The organism is Streptococcus oralis (assembly GCF_026782235.1).
Classification (GTDB): Bacteria; Bacillota; Bacilli; order Lactobacillales; family Streptococcaceae; genus Streptococcus; species Streptococcus oralis_CC.
Genome location: NZ_JAKUWE010000006.1, coordinates 20,172 through 42,044 on the forward strand (window position 1 = coordinate 20,172; position 21,873 = coordinate 42,044).

21 protein-coding genes and 1 riboswitch are annotated in these 21,873 nt (G+C 40.3%); of the genes, 6 read left to right on the plus strand and 15 right to left on the minus strand.

What is annotated here, in order from left to right:
• Position 1: 1 nt before the first annotated feature.
• From MK396_RS08815 to MK396_RS08830, 4 genes are all read left to right on the plus strand, one after another.
• A complete protein-coding gene (locus tag MK396_RS08815; RefSeq protein ID WP_000916628.1) occupies positions 2 to 724 on the plus strand; it encodes an ATP-binding protein in 723 nt (240 codons plus the stop codon).
• Between the two features lie 330 nt (positions 725 to 1,054).
• On the plus strand, positions 1,055 to 1,684 hold the full coding sequence (locus MK396_RS08820; protein WP_268724319.1) for a replication protein: 630 nt from the start codon (positions 1,055 to 1,057) through the stop codon (positions 1,682 to 1,684).
• Positions 1,685 to 1,730: 46 nt separating this feature from the next.
• Positions 1,731 to 1,994: a helix-turn-helix domain-containing protein gene (locus tag MK396_RS08825; protein WP_049550706.1), complete on the plus strand. Its 264-nt coding sequence runs from the start codon at positions 1,731 to 1,733 to the stop codon at positions 1,992 to 1,994.
• 69 nt (positions 1,995 to 2,063) lie between these two features.
• Positions 2,064 to 3,281 carry a site-specific integrase gene (locus MK396_RS08830; RefSeq protein ID WP_268724320.1) on the plus strand — a complete coding sequence of 406 codons (1,218 nt, stop codon included), beginning with the start codon at positions 2,064 to 2,066 and terminating at the stop codon, positions 3,279 to 3,281.
• A 107-nt stretch (positions 3,282 to 3,388) separates the two neighbouring features.
• Here MK396_RS08830 and rpsI read toward each other — a convergent pair whose 3' ends face one another.
• From rpsI to MK396_RS08885, 11 genes are all read right to left on the minus strand, one after another.
• On the minus strand, positions 3,389 to 3,781 hold the full coding sequence (rpsI, locus tag MK396_RS08835) for a 30S ribosomal protein S9 (RefSeq protein ID WP_000075969.1): 393 nt from the start codon (positions 3,779 to 3,781) through the stop codon (positions 3,389 to 3,391).
• A gap of 18 nt (positions 3,782 to 3,799) precedes the next feature.
• On the minus strand, positions 3,800 to 4,246 hold the full coding sequence (gene rplM / locus MK396_RS08840) for a 50S ribosomal protein L13 (RefSeq protein ID WP_221161188.1): 447 nt from the start codon (positions 4,244 to 4,246) through the stop codon (positions 3,800 to 3,802).
• Positions 4,247 to 4,456: 210 nt separating this feature from the next.
• Entirely contained in the window at positions 4,457 to 5,656 is a 1,200-nt protein-coding gene (locus tag MK396_RS08845) for an ABC transporter permease (protein ID WP_268724321.1), read from the minus strand.
• Positions 5,653 to 6,546: an ABC transporter ATP-binding protein gene (locus MK396_RS08850; protein WP_084932832.1), complete on the minus strand. Its 894-nt coding sequence runs from the start codon at positions 6,544 to 6,546 to the stop codon at positions 5,653 to 5,655. The genes MK396_RS08845 and MK396_RS08850 overlap by 4 nt, the downstream gene beginning before the upstream one ends.
• A 249-nt stretch (positions 6,547 to 6,795) precedes the next feature.
• The gene (gene pheT, locus MK396_RS08855) at positions 6,796 to 9,201 is read right to left on the minus strand and encodes a phenylalanine--tRNA ligase subunit beta (RefSeq protein ID WP_268724322.1); all 2,406 of its coding nucleotides are present in this window, start codon (positions 9,199 to 9,201) and stop codon (positions 6,796 to 6,798) included.
• Between the two features lie 257 nt (positions 9,202 to 9,458).
• Positions 9,459 to 10,139 (minus strand): hypothetical protein, encoded by a 681-nt coding sequence (locus MK396_RS08860; RefSeq protein WP_268724323.1) that lies wholly within the window; start codon positions 10,137 to 10,139, stop codon positions 9,459 to 9,461.
• A 23-nt stretch (positions 10,140 to 10,162) separates the two neighbouring features.
• Positions 10,163 to 11,209, minus strand: coding sequence for a phenylalanine--tRNA ligase subunit alpha (gene pheS / locus MK396_RS08865; RefSeq protein WP_198460144.1), 1,047 nt, complete (start codon positions 11,207 to 11,209; stop codon positions 10,163 to 10,165).
• Positions 11,210 to 11,519: 310 nt separating this feature from the next.
• Complete coding sequence (locus tag MK396_RS08870; RefSeq protein WP_268724324.1) at positions 11,520 to 11,939, minus strand: chromosome partitioning protein ParB; 420 nt, start codon at positions 11,937 to 11,939, stop codon at positions 11,520 to 11,522.
• A gap of 27 nt (positions 11,940 to 11,966) precedes the next feature.
• Positions 11,967 to 12,617, minus strand: a complete 651-nt coding sequence (locus tag MK396_RS08875) for a phosphatase PAP2 family protein (RefSeq protein ID WP_268724325.1) — start codon at positions 12,615 to 12,617, stop codon at positions 11,967 to 11,969.
• Positions 12,607 to 13,170 (minus strand): ECF transporter S component, encoded by a 564-nt coding sequence (locus tag MK396_RS08880; protein WP_268724326.1) that lies wholly within the window; start codon positions 13,168 to 13,170, stop codon positions 12,607 to 12,609. The genes MK396_RS08875 and MK396_RS08880 overlap by 11 nt, the downstream gene beginning before the upstream one ends.
• 153 nt (positions 13,171 to 13,323) lie before the next feature.
• A riboswitch (FMN riboswitch) is annotated at positions 13,324 to 13,542 on the minus strand.
• A gap of 40 nt (positions 13,543 to 13,582) precedes the next feature.
• Positions 13,583 to 14,086, minus strand: a complete 504-nt coding sequence (locus tag MK396_RS08885; RefSeq protein ID WP_268724327.1) for a tRNA (cytidine(34)-2'-O)-methyltransferase — start codon at positions 14,084 to 14,086, stop codon at positions 13,583 to 13,585.
• A gap of 401 nt (positions 14,087 to 14,487) precedes the next feature.
• Here MK396_RS08885 and trkA point away from each other — a divergent pair, with 401 nt between their 5' ends.
• Together trkA and MK396_RS08895 are read left to right on the plus strand one after the other, a co-directional pair.
• Entirely contained in the window at positions 14,488 to 15,837 is a 1,350-nt protein-coding gene (gene trkA, locus MK396_RS08890) for a Trk system potassium transporter TrkA (protein WP_268724328.1), read from the plus strand.
• Between the two features lie 3 nt (positions 15,838 to 15,840).
• A complete protein-coding gene (locus tag MK396_RS08895; RefSeq protein WP_268724329.1) occupies positions 15,841 to 17,280 on the plus strand; it encodes a TrkH family potassium uptake protein in 1,440 nt (479 codons plus the stop codon).
• Between the two features lie 88 nt (positions 17,281 to 17,368).
• Here the strand turns inward: MK396_RS08895 and MK396_RS08900 are convergent, their stop codons facing one another.
• Genes MK396_RS08900 through MK396_RS08915 form a run of 4 tightly spaced genes read right to left on the minus strand, consistent with a single transcriptional unit; the run spans position 17,369 to position 21,807 of the window.
• A complete protein-coding gene (locus MK396_RS08900; RefSeq protein WP_001291314.1) occupies positions 17,369 to 18,298 on the minus strand; it encodes an ATP-binding cassette domain-containing protein in 930 nt (309 codons plus the stop codon).
• Between the two features lie 10 nt (positions 18,299 to 18,308).
• Positions 18,309 to 19,376: an ABC transporter ATP-binding protein gene (locus MK396_RS08905; protein WP_268719439.1), complete on the minus strand. Its 1,068-nt coding sequence runs from the start codon at positions 19,374 to 19,376 to the stop codon at positions 18,309 to 18,311.
• Between the two features lie 8 nt (positions 19,377 to 19,384).
• Positions 19,385 to 20,311 carry an oligopeptide ABC transporter permease OppC gene (gene oppC / locus MK396_RS08910; protein ID WP_213988829.1) on the minus strand — a complete coding sequence of 309 codons (927 nt, stop codon included), beginning with the start codon at positions 20,309 to 20,311 and terminating at the stop codon, positions 19,385 to 19,387.
• On the minus strand, positions 20,311 to 21,807 hold the full coding sequence (locus tag MK396_RS08915; protein ID WP_000759887.1) for an ABC transporter permease: 1,497 nt from the start codon (positions 21,805 to 21,807) through the stop codon (positions 20,311 to 20,313). Before MK396_RS08915 ends, oppC begins: the two co-directional genes overlap by 1 nt.
• Positions 21,808 to 21,873: the final 66 nt, after the last annotated feature.

Below are 21,873 nucleotides of genomic sequence, written 5' to 3' on the forward strand. Positions count from 1 at the left end.
GATGTTAAAAAATATCTTTGAAATCAATACCAGAGGACACCCTACCTCTGTTTCTATTGATATTAACCAATATTTCGCTTGGATAATTGCAGGACCGTCAGGGTCAGGAAAATCAACCTTTTTACGGAGGCTATTAGGATTGATTTCCTTTTATGACAAAACTGCTGAAGCCTATTTTATGGATTTCAAGGCAGATGAAAAGATGTTTTCAATGGCTGGCAACCATGTCGCAAGAGGATTTAACTGTCTAAAACTCTTCGAAACAGTCTACCAACGCTTTGATGCGAGACTAAATAAGCAAGAAGAAAACTCTCATAACCTTTACTTGATTTTCGACGAGTGGCAAGCCTTTCTTGCATATCTTGAACAAACAGATAAGAAAAAACACAAAGATGTTTTGTCAAAGATGTTGATGATGAATAGCATGGGTAGAAGTCTAGGTTTGCGAATCGTTTTATCTAGTCAACGTTTCTTGATGTCTGACCTTCCAGGGCGCTACAATTTTAATTGTGTTATATCCTTATCAACTAGCTTTCTGCTAGCCACAAACAACAGACAACTTCTTTTCCCTGATATGGAAAAAGATGAAGTCATAGTAAAACCGCGAGGATATGGCTATTTCCAACCTGAGGGAGAACCTGTCAAGATGTTTCGTACTATTCAAGTAAGAGACGAGGAACGTTTAAATCAACGGATGCAGGAGCTATTTTCAAGATATAGCTAGCGCTTTTTCTGCTACACTTGTTAAGTACGACAGTAATCTTTTTTGAAGTTTCATCATCGGTTTAGTGTCGGCACGACATTGTCAGCAGAAAAATGACTGCTTGCAAGGGCTAAAGGGTGGAGATTTTTCAAGCATAACGATGCCGAAGGCAAGGAGTGAAGCGAAGAAAAATACTACCCGTCCCTTGTTAGCTGTCAAGCATTTTCAGGTCGATGTTTTATCATCGGGCAGGAGAGGCTGGGGTCTGGGGCAAAGCCCCAAGAGAAGATTTATTGGGGTTACTACGACCCCCAATAAATCAATAATCAATAATCATAGAAAGAAGACAAAATGGCTAAAGAAAAACGTTCAAATAAATGGGCATTCCTATTCTATAAGGAAAGTGCCCCAGAAAATTATTTAGAAATTCTCGAAGAGTTACACATTCCATTTGTTCTTAGCCCTTGGCATGATAAGGACATTAACAGGGAAACTGGGGAATTTAAAAAATCGCACAAGCACGGAGTCTTATTTTTTGAATCGCTAAAAAGTTATTCCCAAGTATCAAAGCTTCTTACTGAGAAACTCAATACACCTTCCCACGTTGAAGTTGTCATGTCACCAAAAGGTATGTACGATTATTTCATACATGCAGAAAACCCTGAAAAAACTTTATACAATATAGAGGATATTGAATCAGGTTGCGGATTCGAACTTGATAAGTTCTTGATAGAGCAAAATTCAAATTTATTTCTAGAAACTGTTATCGATGTAATCACCGATAACAATTTTACCGAGTTCGAAGACTTAGTTCACTACGCTAGAAATAAAGATATTTCACTACTGGGATTAATAATTGAACGAACCTACTTTTTTACAAAATTTTTAGATTCTAGACGTTATAATCCCCAAAACAGCAAAAAAACCTCATCAGAAGATACTTTGGCGAGCAATACTGATGAGGCAAATACAGATGATTAAAAATCAACTGATACTTCAATTATAGCATAATAGGGAGAAATAACTTATGCAAGTCATTTTACCAGATGAACAAGTTCAACAAATTCAGCAACTACTAGCTGAGCTCATCAAGAAAGAAATTGACATTAAATTGAACAATAGTAACCTTGAAAGCCCATTTTTAAACAAACAGCAGGCTTGCCACTATCTAGGAATCTCAAACAATACTCTAGATAGTTGGATCAAACGAGGACTGCCTACAATAAAAATAGGTAAGACTATACGATTTAATAAAGAGGCCATTAATTCATGGCTTTACTCACAAAACTAGAAATATCTATATTTTTGTTTTATAATAGTCATGATATTTTCTGGTTCGATACACAACAAGGAGAATATCATGGTTATCAATAAGACAAAAAACGGAACTTATCGCTTAAAAGTCTATATCCCAATTGAAGCACGAATGCCACTTGGAATTGTCAATAGCAATTATTACGATAAGAGATTCAAAACAAGAAAGGAGGCAAGGCAAGCTGAGATAGACTTGCTTACCAAGTTAAATCAAATAGAAGATAATGAATTTACAGGACTAGTAAAAGGAGATATTCTTTTCTCAGACTTCTATAACAATATCTGGTGGGGATCTTATAAAGAAGGACAAACTACATCTACTTCTAAACCACCAAGCAGGTCAACAATTGCTAATACCAAAACATGTTTTGAAAAGCATATACTACCACTTCTTGGCAACTATACGATTCAATTTTTAAACCAAAATAAACAGGTTATTCTAAATTTGATGACCTCAAAAGCTAACGAATATGCAAACTTCAAAACTTTACGAAGTTATGTTATTTCTATTTTTGATTGGGCAGAAGAACTTGAATATATAGAAGCTAATAAAGTTGCAAAAATATTAAGAAGAATAAAGGCCACTAAAAAGATTCAACTTGCAGAGTCAAAGAAAGAGGAGGATTTATATCTAACTCATGAACAACTACAAGAATGGTTCTCAGCATTTCAAGAAGATTTAGATAATGATAAAATAACTCTGAAAGATTATGTCCTATTTTATCTCACTTTTTTCTTAGGTGATAGAAAATCTGAAACCTATGCTCTTCAATGGAAACATATCGACTTTTCAAAATCACAGATTCAGCTAATTCAAGCTTTAGATAGATATGGACAAGTAAAATCTACTAAGGGAAATAAGAAAACTATTTTCTCTATTTCTAATGACTTACTTCAGCTCCTTACCTCTTGGAAAGAACAACAAAAATATGAACTGGCAACGTTTGGTATCATCAGTAATCCAGAACAATTTGTTTTTACATATATCGACACAAAAGGAAACATCAACAAGCCTTTACACGCTGACTATCTAAACAATAAAATGAAAAGTATTAGAAAGAGACATAAAGAACTGGCACATGCTACACCTCATAAACTGCGACATACAGGAGCCACACTTGCAAAACAAGCAGGAATGAGCTTAGAAGCCATTTCTGAAGCACTAACGCATAGCGATACAGGAACAACACAGATTTATGTAAATACTTCTAATGTAGTTCCTATGACAGTTGGGGAATTTGCTTTAAAGTCTCTAAAACAATAAGGTAAAAATAAGGTGAACTTTGAGGTAAACTTTTTAAAAAAAACACGAAAAAAGCACCCATAAGGTAAACTTTTGAGTGCTTTGAAACGTTGATATAATCGTATTGATTAACGTTTTGAGAATTGTGATGCTTTACGAGCTTTCTTAAGACCTGGTTTCTTACGTTCAACTTTACGTGAGTCACGTGTAAGAAGTCCTGCGCGTTTCAATGAATCGCGGAAGTCTGGGTCTACTTGAAGAAGGGCACGAGCGATACCGTGACGGATAGCTCCTGCTTGACCAGCGTATCCACCACCTACAACGTTAACGAAAACGTCGTATGAACCTACAGTTGAAGTAACTGCGAATGGTTGGTTGATAACAAGACGAAGGTCAGCGTGTGGGATGTACTCTTCAACATCTTTTTTGTTAACAGTGATTTTACCAGTTCCTGGAACAAGGCGAACGCGTGCAACAGCGTTTTTACGACGTCCAGTACCTGCATATTGTGCTTGTGACATACTTTATTGTTCCTTTCCTTAGATAAGTCCTGAAATATCAAGAACTTCTGGTTGTTGTGCAGCGTGAGTGTGCTCAGCTCCAACGAATACTTTCAACTTCATACCTTGAGCGCGACCAAGAGTATTGTGTGGAAGCATACCTTTAACTGATTTTTCAATCAAACGTACTGCATTTTTAGAACGAAGTTCACCAGCAGAGATTGATTTCAATCCACCTGGGTGGTTTGAGTGAGTATAGTAGATCTTATCAGTTGCTTTTTTACCAGTCAATTTAACTTTTTCAGCATTGATAACGATTACGAAGTCACCTGTATCAGTGTGTGGTGTGAATGTTGGTTTGTTTTTTCCGCGAAGTACGCTAGCAACAACTGCTGAAAGGCGTCCAAGAGGTACATCAGTTGCGTCAACAACGTACCATTTGCGTTCTACTTGGCCTGACTTAGCCATGAATGTAGTTTTGTTCATGATTTCTCCTATATGAATATCGTTTTTGTTTACAGGGCGGATGTTCCGGTCCGCGGGGTATTTGAAAGGTTCCGGGGCCTTACAAATGGGGTAAACAATACCGTCTACTATCATACCAAATTTTACTACTAAAAGTCAATAGATATGAAAAATATTTTTGCCGATTTCAGTGTTTAACATCTAGAAAAACCTCGCTTTTGCGAGGCTCTCCTATTTATAAGCTAAAGCACGTTTAAAGGTTTTCCAGATTCCCAAATCATCCGTTTGAAGGACTAGACTAGCATACATGCGTCCGATAAAGGCTGTTGCGGTTACTGCAAAGACAACCGTTATGGCAAGTGAAATCCAAGCTTCTAGACCACTTGCATATCCATTTATAGCTCTAAATGGCATAAAGAAGGTCGAGATGAAAGGAATATAGGAACCAATTTTCAGAACTAAATTGTCTCCTGCAGCACCTAGAGCGGTCACTCCAACGAATCCTGCCATAATCAAGATCATCAACGGTGACAAGGCCTTTCCTGAATCCTCAGGACGAGAAACCATAGAACCTAGAAAGGCTGCTAAAACAACATACATAAAGAGACTGACCAAGACAAACAATAAGGTATTAAGCGAGAAAGCCTCTCCTAGATGATTTAAAATACCAGATTGTGCCAAGATTGGTAGGTCTTTAAAGAGCAGAATGGCAGCCAGCCCACCCACGACGTAAATCCCAATATGAGTCAAAATCACAAGGAGCAGAGCCAGCATACGAGCGTAGAAATAATGACTAGCTCGGATACTAGAGAAGACCACCTCCATGATTTTAGTTCCTTTCTCGCTAGCCACTTCCTGAGCGGTGACGCTAGCATAGGTAATCAAGATCATATAAAGGAAAAATCCTAAGCCCAATGCCGCCATGTTCTGCACTGTTTTTTTATTTTCTTTAGCTTCATCAATCTTCTCTGTATAGTCAACAGATTGACTCAAGTATTTTTCCTGCTCTTGAGACAAATTAGCTGCCGAACGATTCAGTTGATATTGAAGTTCATTTAGCTTATTGGTTACAGCCAGCTTGATGCCACTTTCAAGAGAAGTTTCACCGTGATAGACGGCCTTGAGGACGCTGTCCTCTTGGTCAATGGTTAGGTAACCCTTGATTTTCTCATCCTTGATAGCAGCCTGGGCACTGGCTTCGTCCTTATAATCAAAGTTGATACCATTGGTACCCTTGAGTCCCTCAGCTACAGATGGCACTGTTGTTACTACTGCTACCTTGCTATTTTTAGCCATTGAAGAATTTTGGAGATAGCCGATTCCTACAGATAATCCTAAAAAGAGGAACGGCGAAATCACCATAAAGAAGAAACTCCACGACTTGACATGTCGAAGATAGGTTTCCTTCATTACAACCCACATATTTCTCATACTTCCACCCCTGATTCTAGTTTAAAGATTTCATCGATTGTTGGAGCCTGTTGGTCAAAGGTCGCGATGTATTGACCTTGAGTGAGGATGGGGAAGAGTTCCCTTCCAGCGCTCTCATCATCTAGGATTAATTTCCAACTGCCTTGCTTGGTCAAGCTCACCTGTTTGACATGAGGAAGACTTTCCAGTTCTTCCTTGCTTCGTTCACTTGAAACAAAGAGACGTGTTTTCCCGTATTGATTACGGACATCCTGAACTGGTCCATGCAAGACCACACGCCCATCTCGAATCATCAGAATATCATCGCAAAGCTCCTCGACATTGGTCATGACATGGTCAGAAAAGATAATGATTGCACCACGCTCTTTCTCTTTCAAGATGACCTGTTTGAGCAACTCGGTATTGACTGGGTCCAAACCACTAAAAGGCTCATCCAGGATAATCAAGTCTGGCTCATGGATTAGGGTGATAATCAACTGAATTTTCTGCTGATTCCCTTTGGAGAGGCTCTTGATTTTGTCGGTCAATTTGCCCTTCACTTCCAATTTTTCCATCCATTGAGGGAGTTTTTCCTTGACTTCCTTAGCATCCATGCCTTTTAGAGTCGCCAAGTAGCGAACTTGTTCAAGGACTGTCAACTTGGGCATGAGGCTGCGTTCCTCAGGCAGATAGCCAATCCGAGCATAGGTTTCCTGACGAATCTCCTGCCCATCCAGACTGATTTCTCCTTGATACTCTAAAAATTTCAACATACTGTGGAAAATCGTTGTTTTCCCAGCACCATTTTTCCCAACCAAGCCCAGAATCCGTCCTGGACTTGCCTGAAAATCGACACCAAACAAGACTTGCTTGGAACCGAAACTTTTCTCTAGATTTCTTACTTCTAACATTTTCCACCTCCGAGATATGTTGCACCTATTATACTCCTTTTTGATAGCCTTTACAACGATTTATGTCCATTTTATCGGATTATAAATAGAAAAAGTATCCTATCTCTAATAAATTTTAAGTACTTCAGTGATAACTTAAGTATAACTCATTAAAGACTTTCTGAGATGGCTTCCTCCTCAACTATCGCTTTTCTCCTCTGAACTATCCTTTTGAAACTAAAAATCCACCCCGAAGGATGGATTGATACTTTAACGCACTTCTGCATTCACTTTTTCTTCGAGTGATGCTTGGATCTTTTCCATATAGCGTGCGACTTCTTCGTCTGTCAAGCTATCTTCTGGATTTTGGAAGGTCAAGCTATAGGCCATTGACTTCATGCCAACTCCCAGTTTTTCGCCTGAGAAGACGTCAAAGAGTTTGATATCTGTCAAACGTTTCACGCCTGCAGCTTGGATAGCGTCTACAACTTCTTGATGAGTGACTTCTGCCTTGAGGAGTAGAGCCACGTCACGACTGACTGCTGGGAATTTGGTGATTTCCACAAATGGAGCAGCTGGTTGAAGGGCAGCTTCAATGGCTGAAAGGTTGAGCTCCGCTACATATGTTTCTGGAATATCATAAGCCTTGGCAGTGACCGGATGCACTTGGCCAAGGAAACCAAGAACTTGGTCGCTGAGTGAAATCACGGCTGTACGGCCTGGGTGAAGGCTAGCAATCTCAGCTGTTGCTGTATAAGTCACTTCAAGTCCCAAGCGAGTAAAGAGCGATTCTAGGATTCCCTTAGCATAGAAGAAATCAACTGGAACTGCTGCCGTTTGGAAATCTTTTTCTGCAACCAAGCCGGTCAAGGCAAAAGCAAAACTGTTGATTTCGTTTGGTAGGTCTTCTTTTGGATTGCCTGTTTGTTCAAAGACTTTTCCAATCTCATAAAGAGCCAAGTTTTTGTTCTTACGAGCTACGTTGTAGGCCACTGTATCAAGGATACCTGAGACCATATTTTGACGGAGAACGGAACGGTCCACTATCATTGGCCACATGAGTTCTGTTAGCTTGCTTGGTTGAGCCGTAAACTCAACTGCTTTCTCAGGAGTTGTCAGAGCGTAGGTGATGATTTCTGTCAAACCTGCCCCTTCAGCGATGGTACGAACTTGGCGACGAAGTTTCTGTGTCGCTGTCAATTCACCAGCTGTACCGTCGTCTTTTGGAAGGCTGGTTGGCAAGCGATCATAACCATAGATACGAGCAATTTCTTCAAAGAGGTCTGCCTCGATGGTGATATCCCAACGACGACGTGGAACGCTGACAGTGAAGGCTTCCGCATTTCCAGAAAGCCCAAAGCCAAGACGACGGAAAACGTCTTCTACATCAGCATAAGAAAGCTCCGTGCCAAGAACACGGTTGACATCGGCAAGAGTTGAAGATATTTCTACATCTAAAGCGTCAAGCTCACCCGCTGAAACGATGCCCTTACGCACCGTCGCACCTGCAAGTTCTGCAATCATGCTAGCTGCAGCATCCAAGGCCTCATTGACTGTTGCCACATTGATCCCTTTTTCAAAACGAGAAGATGATTCCGAACGAAGGTTAAGGCGTCCGCTAGTCTTACGAATGGATGTGCCATTGAAAACAGCAGCTTCTAACACAACACGACTAGATTTTTCAGAGATTTCTGTAGCCTCTCCACCCATGACACCTGCAAGGGCGACTGGTTTGTCAGCGACAGTAATCACTAAATCATTTGTTTCCAACTCACGTTCTTCACCGTCCAAGGTCACCAACTTTTCACCAGCACGCGCTTCACGCACACGGATGTCATTGCCTTCAAAGGTATCCAAGTCAAAGGCATGCATAGGCTGACCAAAGTAGAGTAGGATATAGTTGGTCACGTCGACCACATTGTTAATCGGACGGATGCCTTCGTTCATAAGAAGGTTTTGCAACCATTGTGGACTTGGTGCGATGGTCACATTGTCCAAGATACGGGCCGCATAATATGGCGCCTTATCTGTTTCAATCCCTACAGAAAGAGCATCTGCTGCACTTTCATTTGTTTCTGTTAAACTGAATTCCTTAAAGCTAACTGCCTTGTCATAGATAGCTGCCACTTCGTGCGCTACTCCACGCATAGATAGAGCATCTGCACGGTTTGGAGTGATTGAAAGTTCGATAATTTCATCATCCAAGTCTAGGTAAGAAAAGACTTCGTCCCCAGGAATAGCATCTTGAGGCAAGATTTGGATACCATCTGCGAATTCCTTTGGCACAACTGAGTCCGAAATACCTAATTCACCAAGTGAACAAATCATTCCGAGAGACTCTAAGCCACGGATTTTTCCTTTTTTGATTTTGTAGTTGTCAGCGATACGAGCTCCTGGAAGAGCCACCATGACCTTGATACCAGCACGCACATTTGGGGCACCACAAACGATCTGACGGGCTTCTTCTTCGCCAACGTTAACCTGACAAACATGAAGGTGAGTTTCTGGCACATCTTCGCAAGACAAAACTTCACCGACGACAATTTTTGAGAGACCGGCAGCCGGTGATTCGACACCTTCGACCTCTATTCCTGTGGTTGACATTTTTTCAGCCAACTCTTGTGATGGCACGTCAATGTCCACCAATTCTTTTAACCATTTGTATGATACTAACATAATTCTGATTGTAAGATCCCAGTAAGAGAGACCTTTTCAATTCCTTTCTTTTTCTTTGAATCAGTCCTCACCATTTCTCATTGAGAGAAAATGACTAGGACTGTATAGGACTGTGTTTCAGATTTCAATCTTATTTAAACTGTTCTGAGAAGCGAACATCGCCTTGGTAGAAGTATTTAAACATAAATCTATGAGCAAACTCTTGCTATGAAGCTACATTTTTTATAGCAAAATATAACTTCCCAATTAAAATCTATTCATTCAATCTTCATAGAATGCTTAACTATTTCTTCACAACCACCTTGAATTAATTTTTTTAAATTTTGATAACCAGGATGATATACAGCATAAAAATTAAGTTCAATATTTAAATACGAGCTTTCTGAAACTTCTTCTAGCAACTCTTCTATAAAAAAACTAAAATCTTCACGCTTACTCTTTGCTAAAGCACCACAAACATATATATTTAATTTATCTTCTTTTGAATCCTGGGACAATATTTCTAATTGTTCAATTAATTTTTTATACGATTGTTTTCGGTAGTCCTTTTTATTATCATCCTTTACTGCCGAAATTACATTATCCATTACAGATTCAACAACATCAGAAAATAGATCAGTTACATATGATCCGTATAGATTTCTCCAAAATGTACTTGTTTTCATAGTTAAAAATCTTAAATGACGATCATTGATATTTGAATGATGAAATGAACAAAAATTACTATCAGGGGATTGTTCTCTTTTAGCAGAGGGATTCACCATAAGTATTATATTTGAAGGATTTATGTAGTCTTTTTGATGGTTTTCAATAGCTTCTTCATAGGATATATTTTCAGATGTCGCTTTATCATTATTTTTAGATTCTTTATAAATCGCAAATGAAGATATATCACCAAACTTCTCTAAAAGTTTATTATAGTTTTGTTCCGAAATCATAAAATATCCTCGCGTTTGATTTCTTATTTAAACTGTTCTGAGAAGCGGACATCTCCTTGGTAGAATCCACGGATATCGTTGATTCCGTAACGGAGCATGGCTACACGCTCTTGTCCAAGACCAAAGGCAAATCCAGAGTATACAGCCGCATCGATTCCACTCATTTCAAGGACACGTGGGTGAACCATACCGGCCCCCATGATTTCGATCCAACCTGTTTTCTTACATACATTACAGCCTTCTCCGCCACACTTAAAGCAGGAAACATCCACCTCAACAGATGGCTCTGTGAATGGGAAATAAGATGGACGCAGACGAATCTGACGCTCTTCACCGAACATCTTTTGGACAATCAACTGAAGCGTTCCTTGAAGGTCTGCCATAGAGATGTTTTTCCCAACAACCAATCCTTCGATTTGGTGGAACTGGTGACTGTGGGTCGCATCGTCCGTATCACGACGGAACACACGCCCTGGTGAGATCATTTTCAAAGGACCTTTTGAAAAATCATGAGCATCCATAGCACGCGCCTGAACTGGAGACGTGTGAGTACGAAGCAAGATTTCTTCTGTGATGTAGAAAGTATCCTGCATATCACGAGCTGGGTGATCTTTTGGAAGGTTCATACGCTCGAAGTTATAGTAGTCTTGCTCCACTTCAAAACCATCCACGACTTGGTAACCCATACCGATGAAAATATCTTCGATTTCTTCACTGGTTTGTGTAAGAACATGACGGTGACCAGTCGCTACCGGACGACCTGGAAGTGTCACATCGATACTCTCGCTAGCCAGTTGAGCTGCGACTTTCTTTTCTTCCAAGAGTTTCGCTGTTTCCTCAAAGGCTGCTGTCAAGACATCACGAGCCTCGTTGACGTGTTTCCCGATGACAGGGCGCATTTCAGCCGATACATCCTTCATCCCTTTAAGGATTTCAGTCAGTGAACCTTTTTTCCCAAGGACAGAGACACGTAATTCTTGCATCTCTTTTTCATTTTCAGCAGTAATCTGCTTCAAGCTAGCCAGCGTTTCTTCGCGAAGCGCTTTTAATTGTTCTTCAATAGTTGACATAATTCCTCCATCAGTCGCTCGTAGATAAAAAGAAAACCACATGTCAAAAACTCCACTCGGAGCGTTGACACGCGGTACCATCCGTTTCATCTGACAAGTCAGACCTTCATTTCTAAATCCATGCGCAAGTGAATTCACTCAGCTTTCATATAGAGAGCTTGCAGTCATGGCTCTCCTCCCTGATATACTTTCCTTGAGTTACTAGTCTTGCGGATTTCTATTCGATTACTACATAGTTTATCAAATTTTTAGTTAAAAAACAAGTTAGATTAGACTAATTTCAATATAAAAAGGAATAAGACGCAATGCACTATCTATTTGTAGGACCTGTTTCATCTGCTTTCCTTTTCAATAAAAGAGTTGCTGCTTGATTAAAACCATCACACCAGTTATACCATTTTGCTTCATACTCATCTTGAGCTAAGATACAGTCTTTTAAATCCAAAACAGAGTAAATCTTTCTTTCCTCGCAAGCTTGCGCATAGAGATAATACAGTTCATCGCCACCATCTCTATCCCACTCAGCAGAAATCGTATCCCTACCTGCCAATAAAGCCTGATAAGCCCTGTGATGGCCATCTGTAATCAACAAGCAATCTCCGAACGCAAGAATACTGATTGGAGCAACATTGATTATTTCTGCCAACTGATAAAGTATCTGGATGCCTTCTAGTTTCTTTTCTGATAAGTATAGTTGAGTCGGATGGAGATCTTTTATATTGACTTTCATTTCTTTCTCCTCAAGGGAACTCGATACTCACTTCTGCTTGCCTTTAAATCGCCATTGGAAGCGAAGCTTGTCATAGAAAGGAAATTCGATAAACAAGACTCCCAAACCCACACAGAGACTGGCAAGGACATCTGATGGGTAATGAACTCCCAGATAGACCCTTGATAGCAGCACACTGACTAGGTAGAGGCTAAGGACGATTTGCACAATTTTTCTCCAAACTGGATCTTTAATCCGTTGACTGAGAATGACAATCAGAGTACCTACAATCAGTGTCACTGCAAGAGAATGGCCACTTGGAAAAGAAAAACCCTTCTCCTCTACCAAGTGTAAAATAGCTGGCCGAGGGCGCTGGTAGATATTTTTAAAGGTCACGATTAAAAGACCAGCTAAGGCTAGATTGCCCGCCATGAAGTAGCTTTCTATCTTCCACCGCTTACGATAAAAGATAAAGGCTGCGATGGCAACCCAGGTGATAATCACCGGGATATCAATCAAATGCGTAAGGGCACGGAATAGAACTGTCAAATAATTTGGCAAGTCCCCACGAAGGGCAGTCTGAATCGGTTGATCAAAACCGACCAACGTTTCAGGATAGAACTTAACCATATAGCCAAGAAGGACGAAAAGTAAAAGGGCAAAACTGCCCTTCATTAAAAATGTTTGTTTATCTCTCATAATGTTTTAAGGTTGGTTTCAAGAGGACGTATAACAACCAGAATGAAACGGCAAAGATGATACCCTCAATCAAGTTAAAAGGTAAAACCATGGTCATTAGGTAGTTGGAAAGTCCCAAAATTTTTCCAATATCAAAGTTAGCAAACTGCGCGTACAAAGGAACAGCATAAACATAGTTGAGAACCAACATCGCAGCAGTCAATCCAATAGTTCCCACTAGAGATGCTAGTAGGAAACGAAGAGTGCTACGTTCCTTTTTCCAAATCAAACCAAAGGCGATAACAAAAACTCCCAAGGCTACGATATTCATTGGCAAGCCAATGTAGGTATTCACTCCTTGGCTATTGAGAAGCAACTTCAAGAGTGAGCGAAGCAAGAGAATTCCTAGTGCAGCTGGCAAATCCATCACCACCAAACCCACAAGGACTGGCAAGATACTAAACTCGATCTTGAGGAAAGTCGCCGCTGGCAAGAGCGGAAAGTCAAAGTACATCAGCACAAATGAAATGGCTGATAAAATCGCAATGGTCGAAAGTCGACGTGTGTTTGTCATAACAGGTTCCTCCAATTTTCTATAAAATCAGAAGAAGTTGGAAAGGATCCCTCTATCTATTCTCACTTTTTATATCCCAAAAGCTCCCTCTCACTCTTTTGAGCAAGCGGTTGCAATTCATCTATAAACTCATCAGAACAGGCAAAGCTATTCTTTCGTCTTCTCCCATCCAGACTATACTGTCGGTTGTGGAATCTCACCACATCAGCTTGCGCTCGCGGACTTATTTGGCTAAGATATTTTAGATTTATCTAGGCGTCGCAGTCGAAGATAATACTTAAAGTATATCAAGACAAGACAACGAAGAGTAAGGCAAAATAGCTAGTTAAAGTCACCGCCGGTCGGGAATTACACCCAGCCCTGAAGACCCTTTAATCATAACAAAAAACGCTTGCAAGTGCAAGCATTTTGATTATTTCAATTTATCTGCTTCATAGGTGTGAACAAGCTCAAGACCTGCAAAATTCTGCTGACGAAGAGCCTCATATACAATCATGCAGACGGTATTCGAAACATTGAGACTGCGGACGTGTTCATCGTTCATAGGAATACGGAGTGCTTTCTCAGGATGTTCTCGCATAAAGTCCTCAGGCAAGCCCTTGTCTTCACGTCCAAAGAGAAAATAATGATCCTCGTCAGTCGATAAATCTGCCTCAGAATACACCTTCTCAGCAAATTTCGAAATCAGATAGAGTTTTCCCTTCATCTGAGACATGAAATCTTCCAAGCTGTCATAAAAATAAATATCTAACTTATCCCAATAATCTAATCCAGCTCGCTTCATCTTGCGATCATCAATAGGAAATCCCATCGGTTTGATGATGTGAAGGGGAGAATTGGTCGCAGCGCAAGTACGCGCAATGTTACCTGTATTTTGTGGAATCTGAGGTTCAAATAATACAATGTGATTTGTCATGACTTGCTTCCTTTCACCATTGCAAAAAAATAGCCACACTGCCCGGAGTCAAGCTCAGCAAACAGCGTGGTTAAGGCATCGTTAACTTACCTCACAACAGGTTTGAAGTAAATCAGCGAAGCTACTTTCTTAGTATAACACTTTCACAACCATTGTCAATAGAAATAACTTGATTTTTTTACTTTTTTTGATAATATTTCCATACTTAGTCATTCTTTTTCTGAGAAAGGATATTAAATGAGCGAAGTCATTTCATATAATAGACATTTCTATAAAAGGTGACCGATTTTATCTTTGAAAACTTAAAAAAGTCTTTTCTTATCCTCTAAAATGGCTTGGCAAGTGCATTTTTTGCGAAAAAAGGGTATGATAGTTACATCATGAAAAAGTAGGGTTTTTATATGAAAATTGTCCTTGTTGGTGGAGGGAAAGTCGGTTTTGCCCTCTGCCGTTCACTGGTTGCAGAAAAACACGACGTTGTCCTCATCGAACAAGATGAGGCTGTTCTCAATCATATTGTCAGTCGCTTTGATATCATGGGACTCCTTGGAAATGGAGCAGACTTTGCTATCTTAGAGCAAGCCGGCGTTCAAGAGTGTGATATCTTTATCGCTCTAACGGAACACGATGAAGTGAATATGATTTCAGCGGTACTTGCTAAAAAAATGGGCGCTAAAGAAACCATCGTTCGAGTGCGAAATCCTGAATACTCCAATGCCTATTTCAAAGAGAAAAATATTCTTGGATTCTCACTTATCGTTAACCCAGAACTCCTAGCCGCCCGTGCTATCTCAAATATCATTGATTTCCCGAATGCACTCTCAGTTGAGCGGTTCTCAGGGGGGCGGGTCAACCTGATGGAGTTTGTTGTCAAAGATTCCAGTGGTCTCTGTCAAATGCCAATCTCAGATTTTCGTAAAAAATTTGGCAATATCATTGTCTGCGCTATGGAACGAGACCATCAACTTATGATTCCGAGTGGTGATATTACTATTCAGGATAGAGATAGAATTTTTGTTACTGGGAATCGTGTGGATATGATGCTCTTCCATAACTATTTCAAATCACGTGCAGTGAAAAGCTTGCTCATCGTTGGTGCTGGAAAAATTGCTTATTACCTACTTGGCATTTTAAAAGATAGCCGTATTGACACTAAAGTTATCGAGATTAATCCTGAGAGAGCTCGTCTCTTCAGTGAAAAATTTCCAAATCTCTATATCGTACAGGGAGATGGAACTGCCAAAGATATCTTGCTTGAGGAAAGTGCTCCCAACTATGATGCAGTCGCAACCTTGACTGGGGTTGATGAGGAAAACATCATTACCTCTATGTTCTTAGACCGTGTTGGTGTTCATAAGAATATCACCAAGGTGAATCGAACTAGCCTTTTAGAGATTATCCATGCACCTGATTTTTCAAGTATCATCACACCAAAAAGCATCGCAGTGGATACCATTATGCACTTTATCCGTGGTCGAGTGAACGCTCAGTACTCAGACCTTCAAGCCATGCACCATCTCGCAAACGGTCAAATTGAAACTCTTCAATTCCAAATCAAGGAAGCTAATAAAATGACTACCAAACCTCTTTCACAGTTGAAATTGAAAAAAGGGGTCCTCATCGCAGCCATTATCCGGAAAGGAAAAACAATCTTCCCTACTGGAGAGGACAGACTTGAGGTAGGAGATCAGTTACTCGTGACGACCTTATTACCAAATATCACCAAGATTTATGATCTGATTGAGAGGTAAAAGATGAATAAAAGTATGATTCGTTACCTCCTCTCAAAACTTCTCTTGATTGAGGCGGTTCTCCTCCTAGTACCCGTTAGTGTAGCAACCTATTATCAAGAATCCAGCCAAGTATTTACAGCTCTCTTTACAACAATTGGAATTTTAATACTTCTTGGTAGCTTGGGAATTTTACGGAAACCCAAAAATCAGCGAATTTATACCAAGGAGGGAGTCTTAATCGTCGCCCTCTGTTGGATTCTATGGTCTTTCTTTGGAGCACTTCCCTTTGTCTTTTCAGGACAGATCCCAAGTGTCATCGATGCCTTCTTTGAAATCAGTTCTGGTTTTACAACTACAGGAGCAACCATTCTGACAGATGTCTCCGTTCTCAGCCATTCCCTCCTCTTCTGGCGAAGTTTTACTCACTTGATTGGAGGGATGGGGGTACTCGTCTTCGCGCTTGCCATTATGGACAATGCCAAGAATGGTCACTTAGAGGTGATGAAGGCTGAGGTCCCTGGGCCTGTCTTCGGCAAGGTTGTATCCAAACTGAAAAATACCGCCCAGATCCTCTATCTGCTTTATTTAGGGCTCTTCTCACTTTTTGTAGTCATCTACTATCTAGCTGGTATGCCTCTATTTGATAGCTTTGTCATCGCTATGGGAACGGCAGGAACCGGAGGCTTCACCGTCTATAACGACGGAATTGCCCACTATGGCAGCTCACTCATCACCTATCTCGTCAGTATCGGAGTTCTGGTTTTTGGGGTCAACTTTAATCTCTACTACTACCTCATGCTCCGTCGAGTTAAGGCTTTCTTTGGTGATGAAGAACTACGAGCATATATAATCATTGTCCTAGTTTCTACCGGCTTAATTACTCTCAATACGCTCCATCTCTACCAAGGTGTCTCTAAGAGCTTTGAAATGGCTCTCTTCCAGGTTTCCAATATCATCACAACAACTGGTTTTGGTTATGGAGATATTACCAACTGGCCCCTCTTCTCCCAATTTATCCTCCTCTTCCTCATGGGAATCGGCGGCTCTGCTGGATCAACCGCAGGTGGACTCAAAGTTATCAGAGGGCTCATCCTTTCAAAAATTGCAAAAAATCAGATCTTGTCCATCTTATCTCCTCATCGCGTATTAACTCTACATGTCAATAAAACTGTGATTGATAAGGATACCCAGCACAAGGTCCTAAAATATTTTGTCATTTATGTGATGATTTTACTGTCACTTATCTTCATTGTCAGTCTAGATAGCAATGATTTTCTAGTTGTTACCAGTGCTGTCTTCAGTTGTTTCAATAACATCGGACCTATTCTAGGTACAACTTCTAGTTTTGCTATCTTTAGTCCCATCTCTAAAATCCTTCTCTCATTTGCAATGATTGCAGGTCGTCTAGAGATTTATCCCATTTTGCTTCTCTTTATGAAACGTACCTGGTCCAAACGCTAATGATAATACAACTCCCCTTTTACAAGCTAGTGAAAGGGGAGTTTTTCTATTAAAAATGAGAAGACCTTTCGGTCCCCTCCTAATCTGTTTATTTTTTAAGTGCTTCTTTGTAGCGAGCAACTTCCGCTTGATTAGCCCAAACATAGTGACCTGGACGAATTTCCACCATAGATGGTTTGTCTGTCTCATAATCATGTTGGCTAGGATCATAGACTTTCAAGACCTTCTTACGTTCCAAGATTGGATCTGGAATCGGTACAGCAGATAGAAGTGCTTGAGTGTACGGATGAACAGGATTGTTAAACAGCTCCTCTGTCTCCGCTACTTCAACGATAACACCCTTATAGATAACTGCGATACGATCTGAGATAAAGCGAACAACTGACAAGTCATGCGCGATAAAGAGATAGGTCAAGCCCAATTCTTTTTGGAACTTCTTGAGCAAGTTCAAGACTTGCGCACGAACAGATACGTCCAAGGCTGAAATTGGCTCATCCGCAATAACGAAATCAGGTTCCATCACAAGAGCACGGGCAATCCCAATACGTTGACGTTGACCACCAGAAAACTCGTGTGGGTAACGAGTCAAGTGCTCTTTCAAAAGACCAACTTCATGAATCATCTTTTGAACTTTTTCTTTTCGCTCTTCTTCGTCTTTGAACAAGTGGTAGTTGTAAAGGCCTTCAGAGATGATATAGTCAACTGTCGCACGTTCATTTAAGCTGGCTGCAGGGTCTTGGAAAATCATCTGGATACGGCGGATCAACTCTGAAGATTCCTTATGAGATTTTTTCCCATTGATCTTATGACCGTCAAAGATGATTTCACCTTTACTAGTATTATTCAAGCCAATAATGGCACGACCAATCGTTGTTTTCCCACTACCAGATTCACCAACGAGAGAGAAAGTTTCTCCCTTGTTGATAAAGAAGTTAGCGTTTTTAACGGCGACAAACTTCTTACTTCCTTCACCGAAGGAAATTTCTAAATCTTTAATTTCTACTAATTTTTCAGACATTTCCTTCCTCCTAGTCTTCTAGATGAGCAAAGCCCATTTTATCACGAATTTTATCATGTAAATCTGCGATGATTTCTGGTTTTTCAACCTTAGGAGCATTCTCATGAAGCAACCAAGTCTTAGCCCAGTGGGTATCAGTGACTGAAAACTTAGGTGCCTTCTCTTCAAAGTCAATTTGCATCGCATAATCTGAACGAAGGGCAAAGGCATCACCTTTCAACTCAGTATAAAGAGACGGTGGTGTTCCTGGGATAGAGTACAATTCCCCTTTATCATCAGCAAGCTGAGGCAAGCTAGACAAGAGACTCCAAGTATATGGATGACGTGGGTCGTAGAAGACTTCCTCAACAGTACCGTATTCTACAATTTCACCAGCATACATAACCGCCACCTTATCGGCAATACTTGCTACCACACCAAGGTCATGGGTGATAAAGATAATGGTGAAGTGGTACTCATCTTGCAAAGTTTTAAGCAAATCAATGATTTGCGCTTGAATGGTTACATCAAGGGCCGTCGTTGGCTCATCACAGATCAAAATATCTGGGCGACAAGCAAGGGCAATCGCAATAACGATACGTTGGCGCATCCCTCCAGAATATTGGAAAGGATACTCGTCAAAACGTTTTTCAGCGTCTGGAATTCCGACCTTGTTCATATAGTCGATTGCCATTTCTTTGGCTTCCTTAGCTGTTTTCCCTTGGTGTTTAACGATAACTTCTGTGATTTGGCTACCGATTGTATTAATTGGATCCAAACTTGTCATTGGGTCTTGGAAGATGGTTGCAATTTTAGCACCACGGATTTTCTCCCATTCTTTGTTCGAAGTCAAGGCTGTCAAGTCTTGTCCACGATAATCGATGCTTCCTTGGGCAATGCGCCCATTATCTTCCAACATCCCTGTAAAGGTTTTTGTTAATACAGATTTACCAGAACCAGACTCACCTACCAAGGCAAGAACTTCCCCTTCAATCAGTTCTAGAGAAACGCCTCTGATAGCCGTCAGAACTTTGTCACGAACGTCAAATTCCACGACAATATCGCGAGCAGTCAAAATTACATCTTTTCCTTTTGTCATGTCTACTCCTATCTATGTGTACGTGGATCACTAGCATCCGCTAAGTTCTGACCAACAACGAATAGAGATAGGGATACCAAGATCAAGGTTGTCAATGGAATCCAGAACAAGTACGCATTGGTCGTAACGTTTTGTGAGTAATCTGAGATCAAACGTCCCAAACTTGGCACTGTTACAGGCAACCCCAATCCAAAGAAGGAAAGGAAAGCCTCATAAGAGATAAAGCTTGGCAACATCAAGGTCATCGTAGAAACAATAACAGATACCAATTGTGGCATGATATTTTTCACGATGATTTTAAAGGTTGGTGTTCCAAGTGTTTGAGAAGCAAGGTTGTATTCCAAGTCACGGTAACGCATGATTTGAATACGAATTGAATAAGCAATACCAATCCAAGTCGTCACACTCATAGCGAAGATCAAATTCCAGAAACCAGCACCAATTGAATAAGTCAAGACGATAACAATCAAGAGAGATGGAATGTTTGAAATAATGTTATAAACTTCCATCATGACGCGGTCAACAGATTTTGAAATTCCCCAAATTCCACCAACAATAACCCCGATCACAAGGTTGATAAAAGTAGCAATTACAGAAATGAGGATAGAATTACGCGCACCAAACCAAACTCCATCAAACAAGGATTTACCATTGCTATCAGTACCAAACCAGTGTTCGGCATTGGGCTTAATAAAACGAGCGTTAAAGTCATTAACCTTACTTACATCGTTAAAATCAAAGTCTGAAAACATCGGATAGATAAAACTCATCAAAATAATAGCTACCAATATTCCCAACATAATGACTGTTGATTTTTTCTTTAAAAACTGTCTAAATACAGAGCCCCAGTAAGAGTAGGCAGGAGCATCAATCGTTTCAGAGGCAAAATCATCACGTTTTACAAACTGAAATTTTTCTTTATCAATTGTTGACATTATTTGCCTCCTTTCTCTGTCAATTTAATACGTGGGTCAAGCATAGTCATCCAGATATCTCCTACAAAGAGTGAGAAGATAGAAATACATGTAAAGATGAAGACGAGACCAACTACCATTGAGTTATTTGATGCCTTAACAGAGTCAATCAACATTTTACCCATACCTGGGAAGGCGAAGACTGTTTCTGTCAATGTTGCACCACCAATAACCCCGATTACGGCACCTGGAATACCTGAAACCAAAGGAACCATGGCATTTTTAAAGACGTGTTTATTTGAGATTTCTTTTTCAGATAAACCTTTGGCACGAGCAAAACGGACAAAGTCCTGAGATTGCAAGTCAATCATGTAACGACGAATCCAGATTGCTGTACTTGGTGCTCCCAGCAAACCTAGAATGACTGCTGGCAAGACATAGGAACGCCAATCTCCAGCCCCCAAGATAGGGAATGAGTCAGGCAGACCAATAGATGATCCAATCAAGCGAACGATATAAACCAAGGCAATCGTTGGAAGTGCAAGCAAGAAGGTTAGAACACCTGTTGAGAAGCTGTCAATCCAAGTATTCTTGTGGCGAGCCATAGCAGATCCAAGAGGAATCGCAATAGCATAAGAAATAATCAAACCAATCAAACCAGCAACAGCTGAGCTTGCAATCATAGATGGATATTGGTAGTTACTTTCTGTAGCTGTATATGGATCGTCTTTACCATAGTTAGCTATTTCACGCGCATCTGCTTGACTTGGAGATTTGTAGGTACGAGAGTAAATATCTACAGACGAAGTCTTTTTACCAGTAGGGAATTGAACTTCTGATGTCTTAGTTTGTCCTTGACCTTGTGTGATAACTTGAAGCACTGGCGTGTTCGCATAAGTTGGGTAAGAGTCACCCAAGTTAATGTTCACAAAGTTTTGGTGCACAAACGGGAATTGATTGTTGAAATACAAAAGGTATTTATGCTTGGTACCTGAACCAACCAATGACCAACCGATAGCAGGGTCATTTTCAAAACGAAGATAACGTTCCAAGTTTGGATTTTCAGGGTCTTGAATCTTGTTTGTATGATCAATATCAAGCAAGTTCGCATAGAATTTGAAAACACGTTCAAAAATTGGAATTTCACGCGTAGCATAGAACTGACCACTCTCTGAAAAGACACCTAACGTCCAACCATTACCGAGTTGGTTGATGTATTTTTCGTAGATTGCCTTATTGGTATCATTGGCATCTACTGTTACAGATGAGTCCATTGTGCTCGCTTTTTCTTGCAACTCCTTGGTATCGTAATACTCAATATAGCCCATACGTTCATAAACGGTATTCTCATAATTATCCCGCTTATCTGGAGTCGTTGCAATCTTGTTGTAGTTGGTATCCTGCTTGAAAATCAGTTTCCGAGGAACCATCGTATAGATAATCGTGTAGGTCAAGGTTGTCACCAAGAAAATAGACAACAATGAGCGCAAGACACGCATAAAAATATATTTTTTCATATCGTTTCCTTTTAAAATCCCAAAAGAACCTTCTCCTCATGGAGAGAAAGTTCTCTTGAGAGTTAT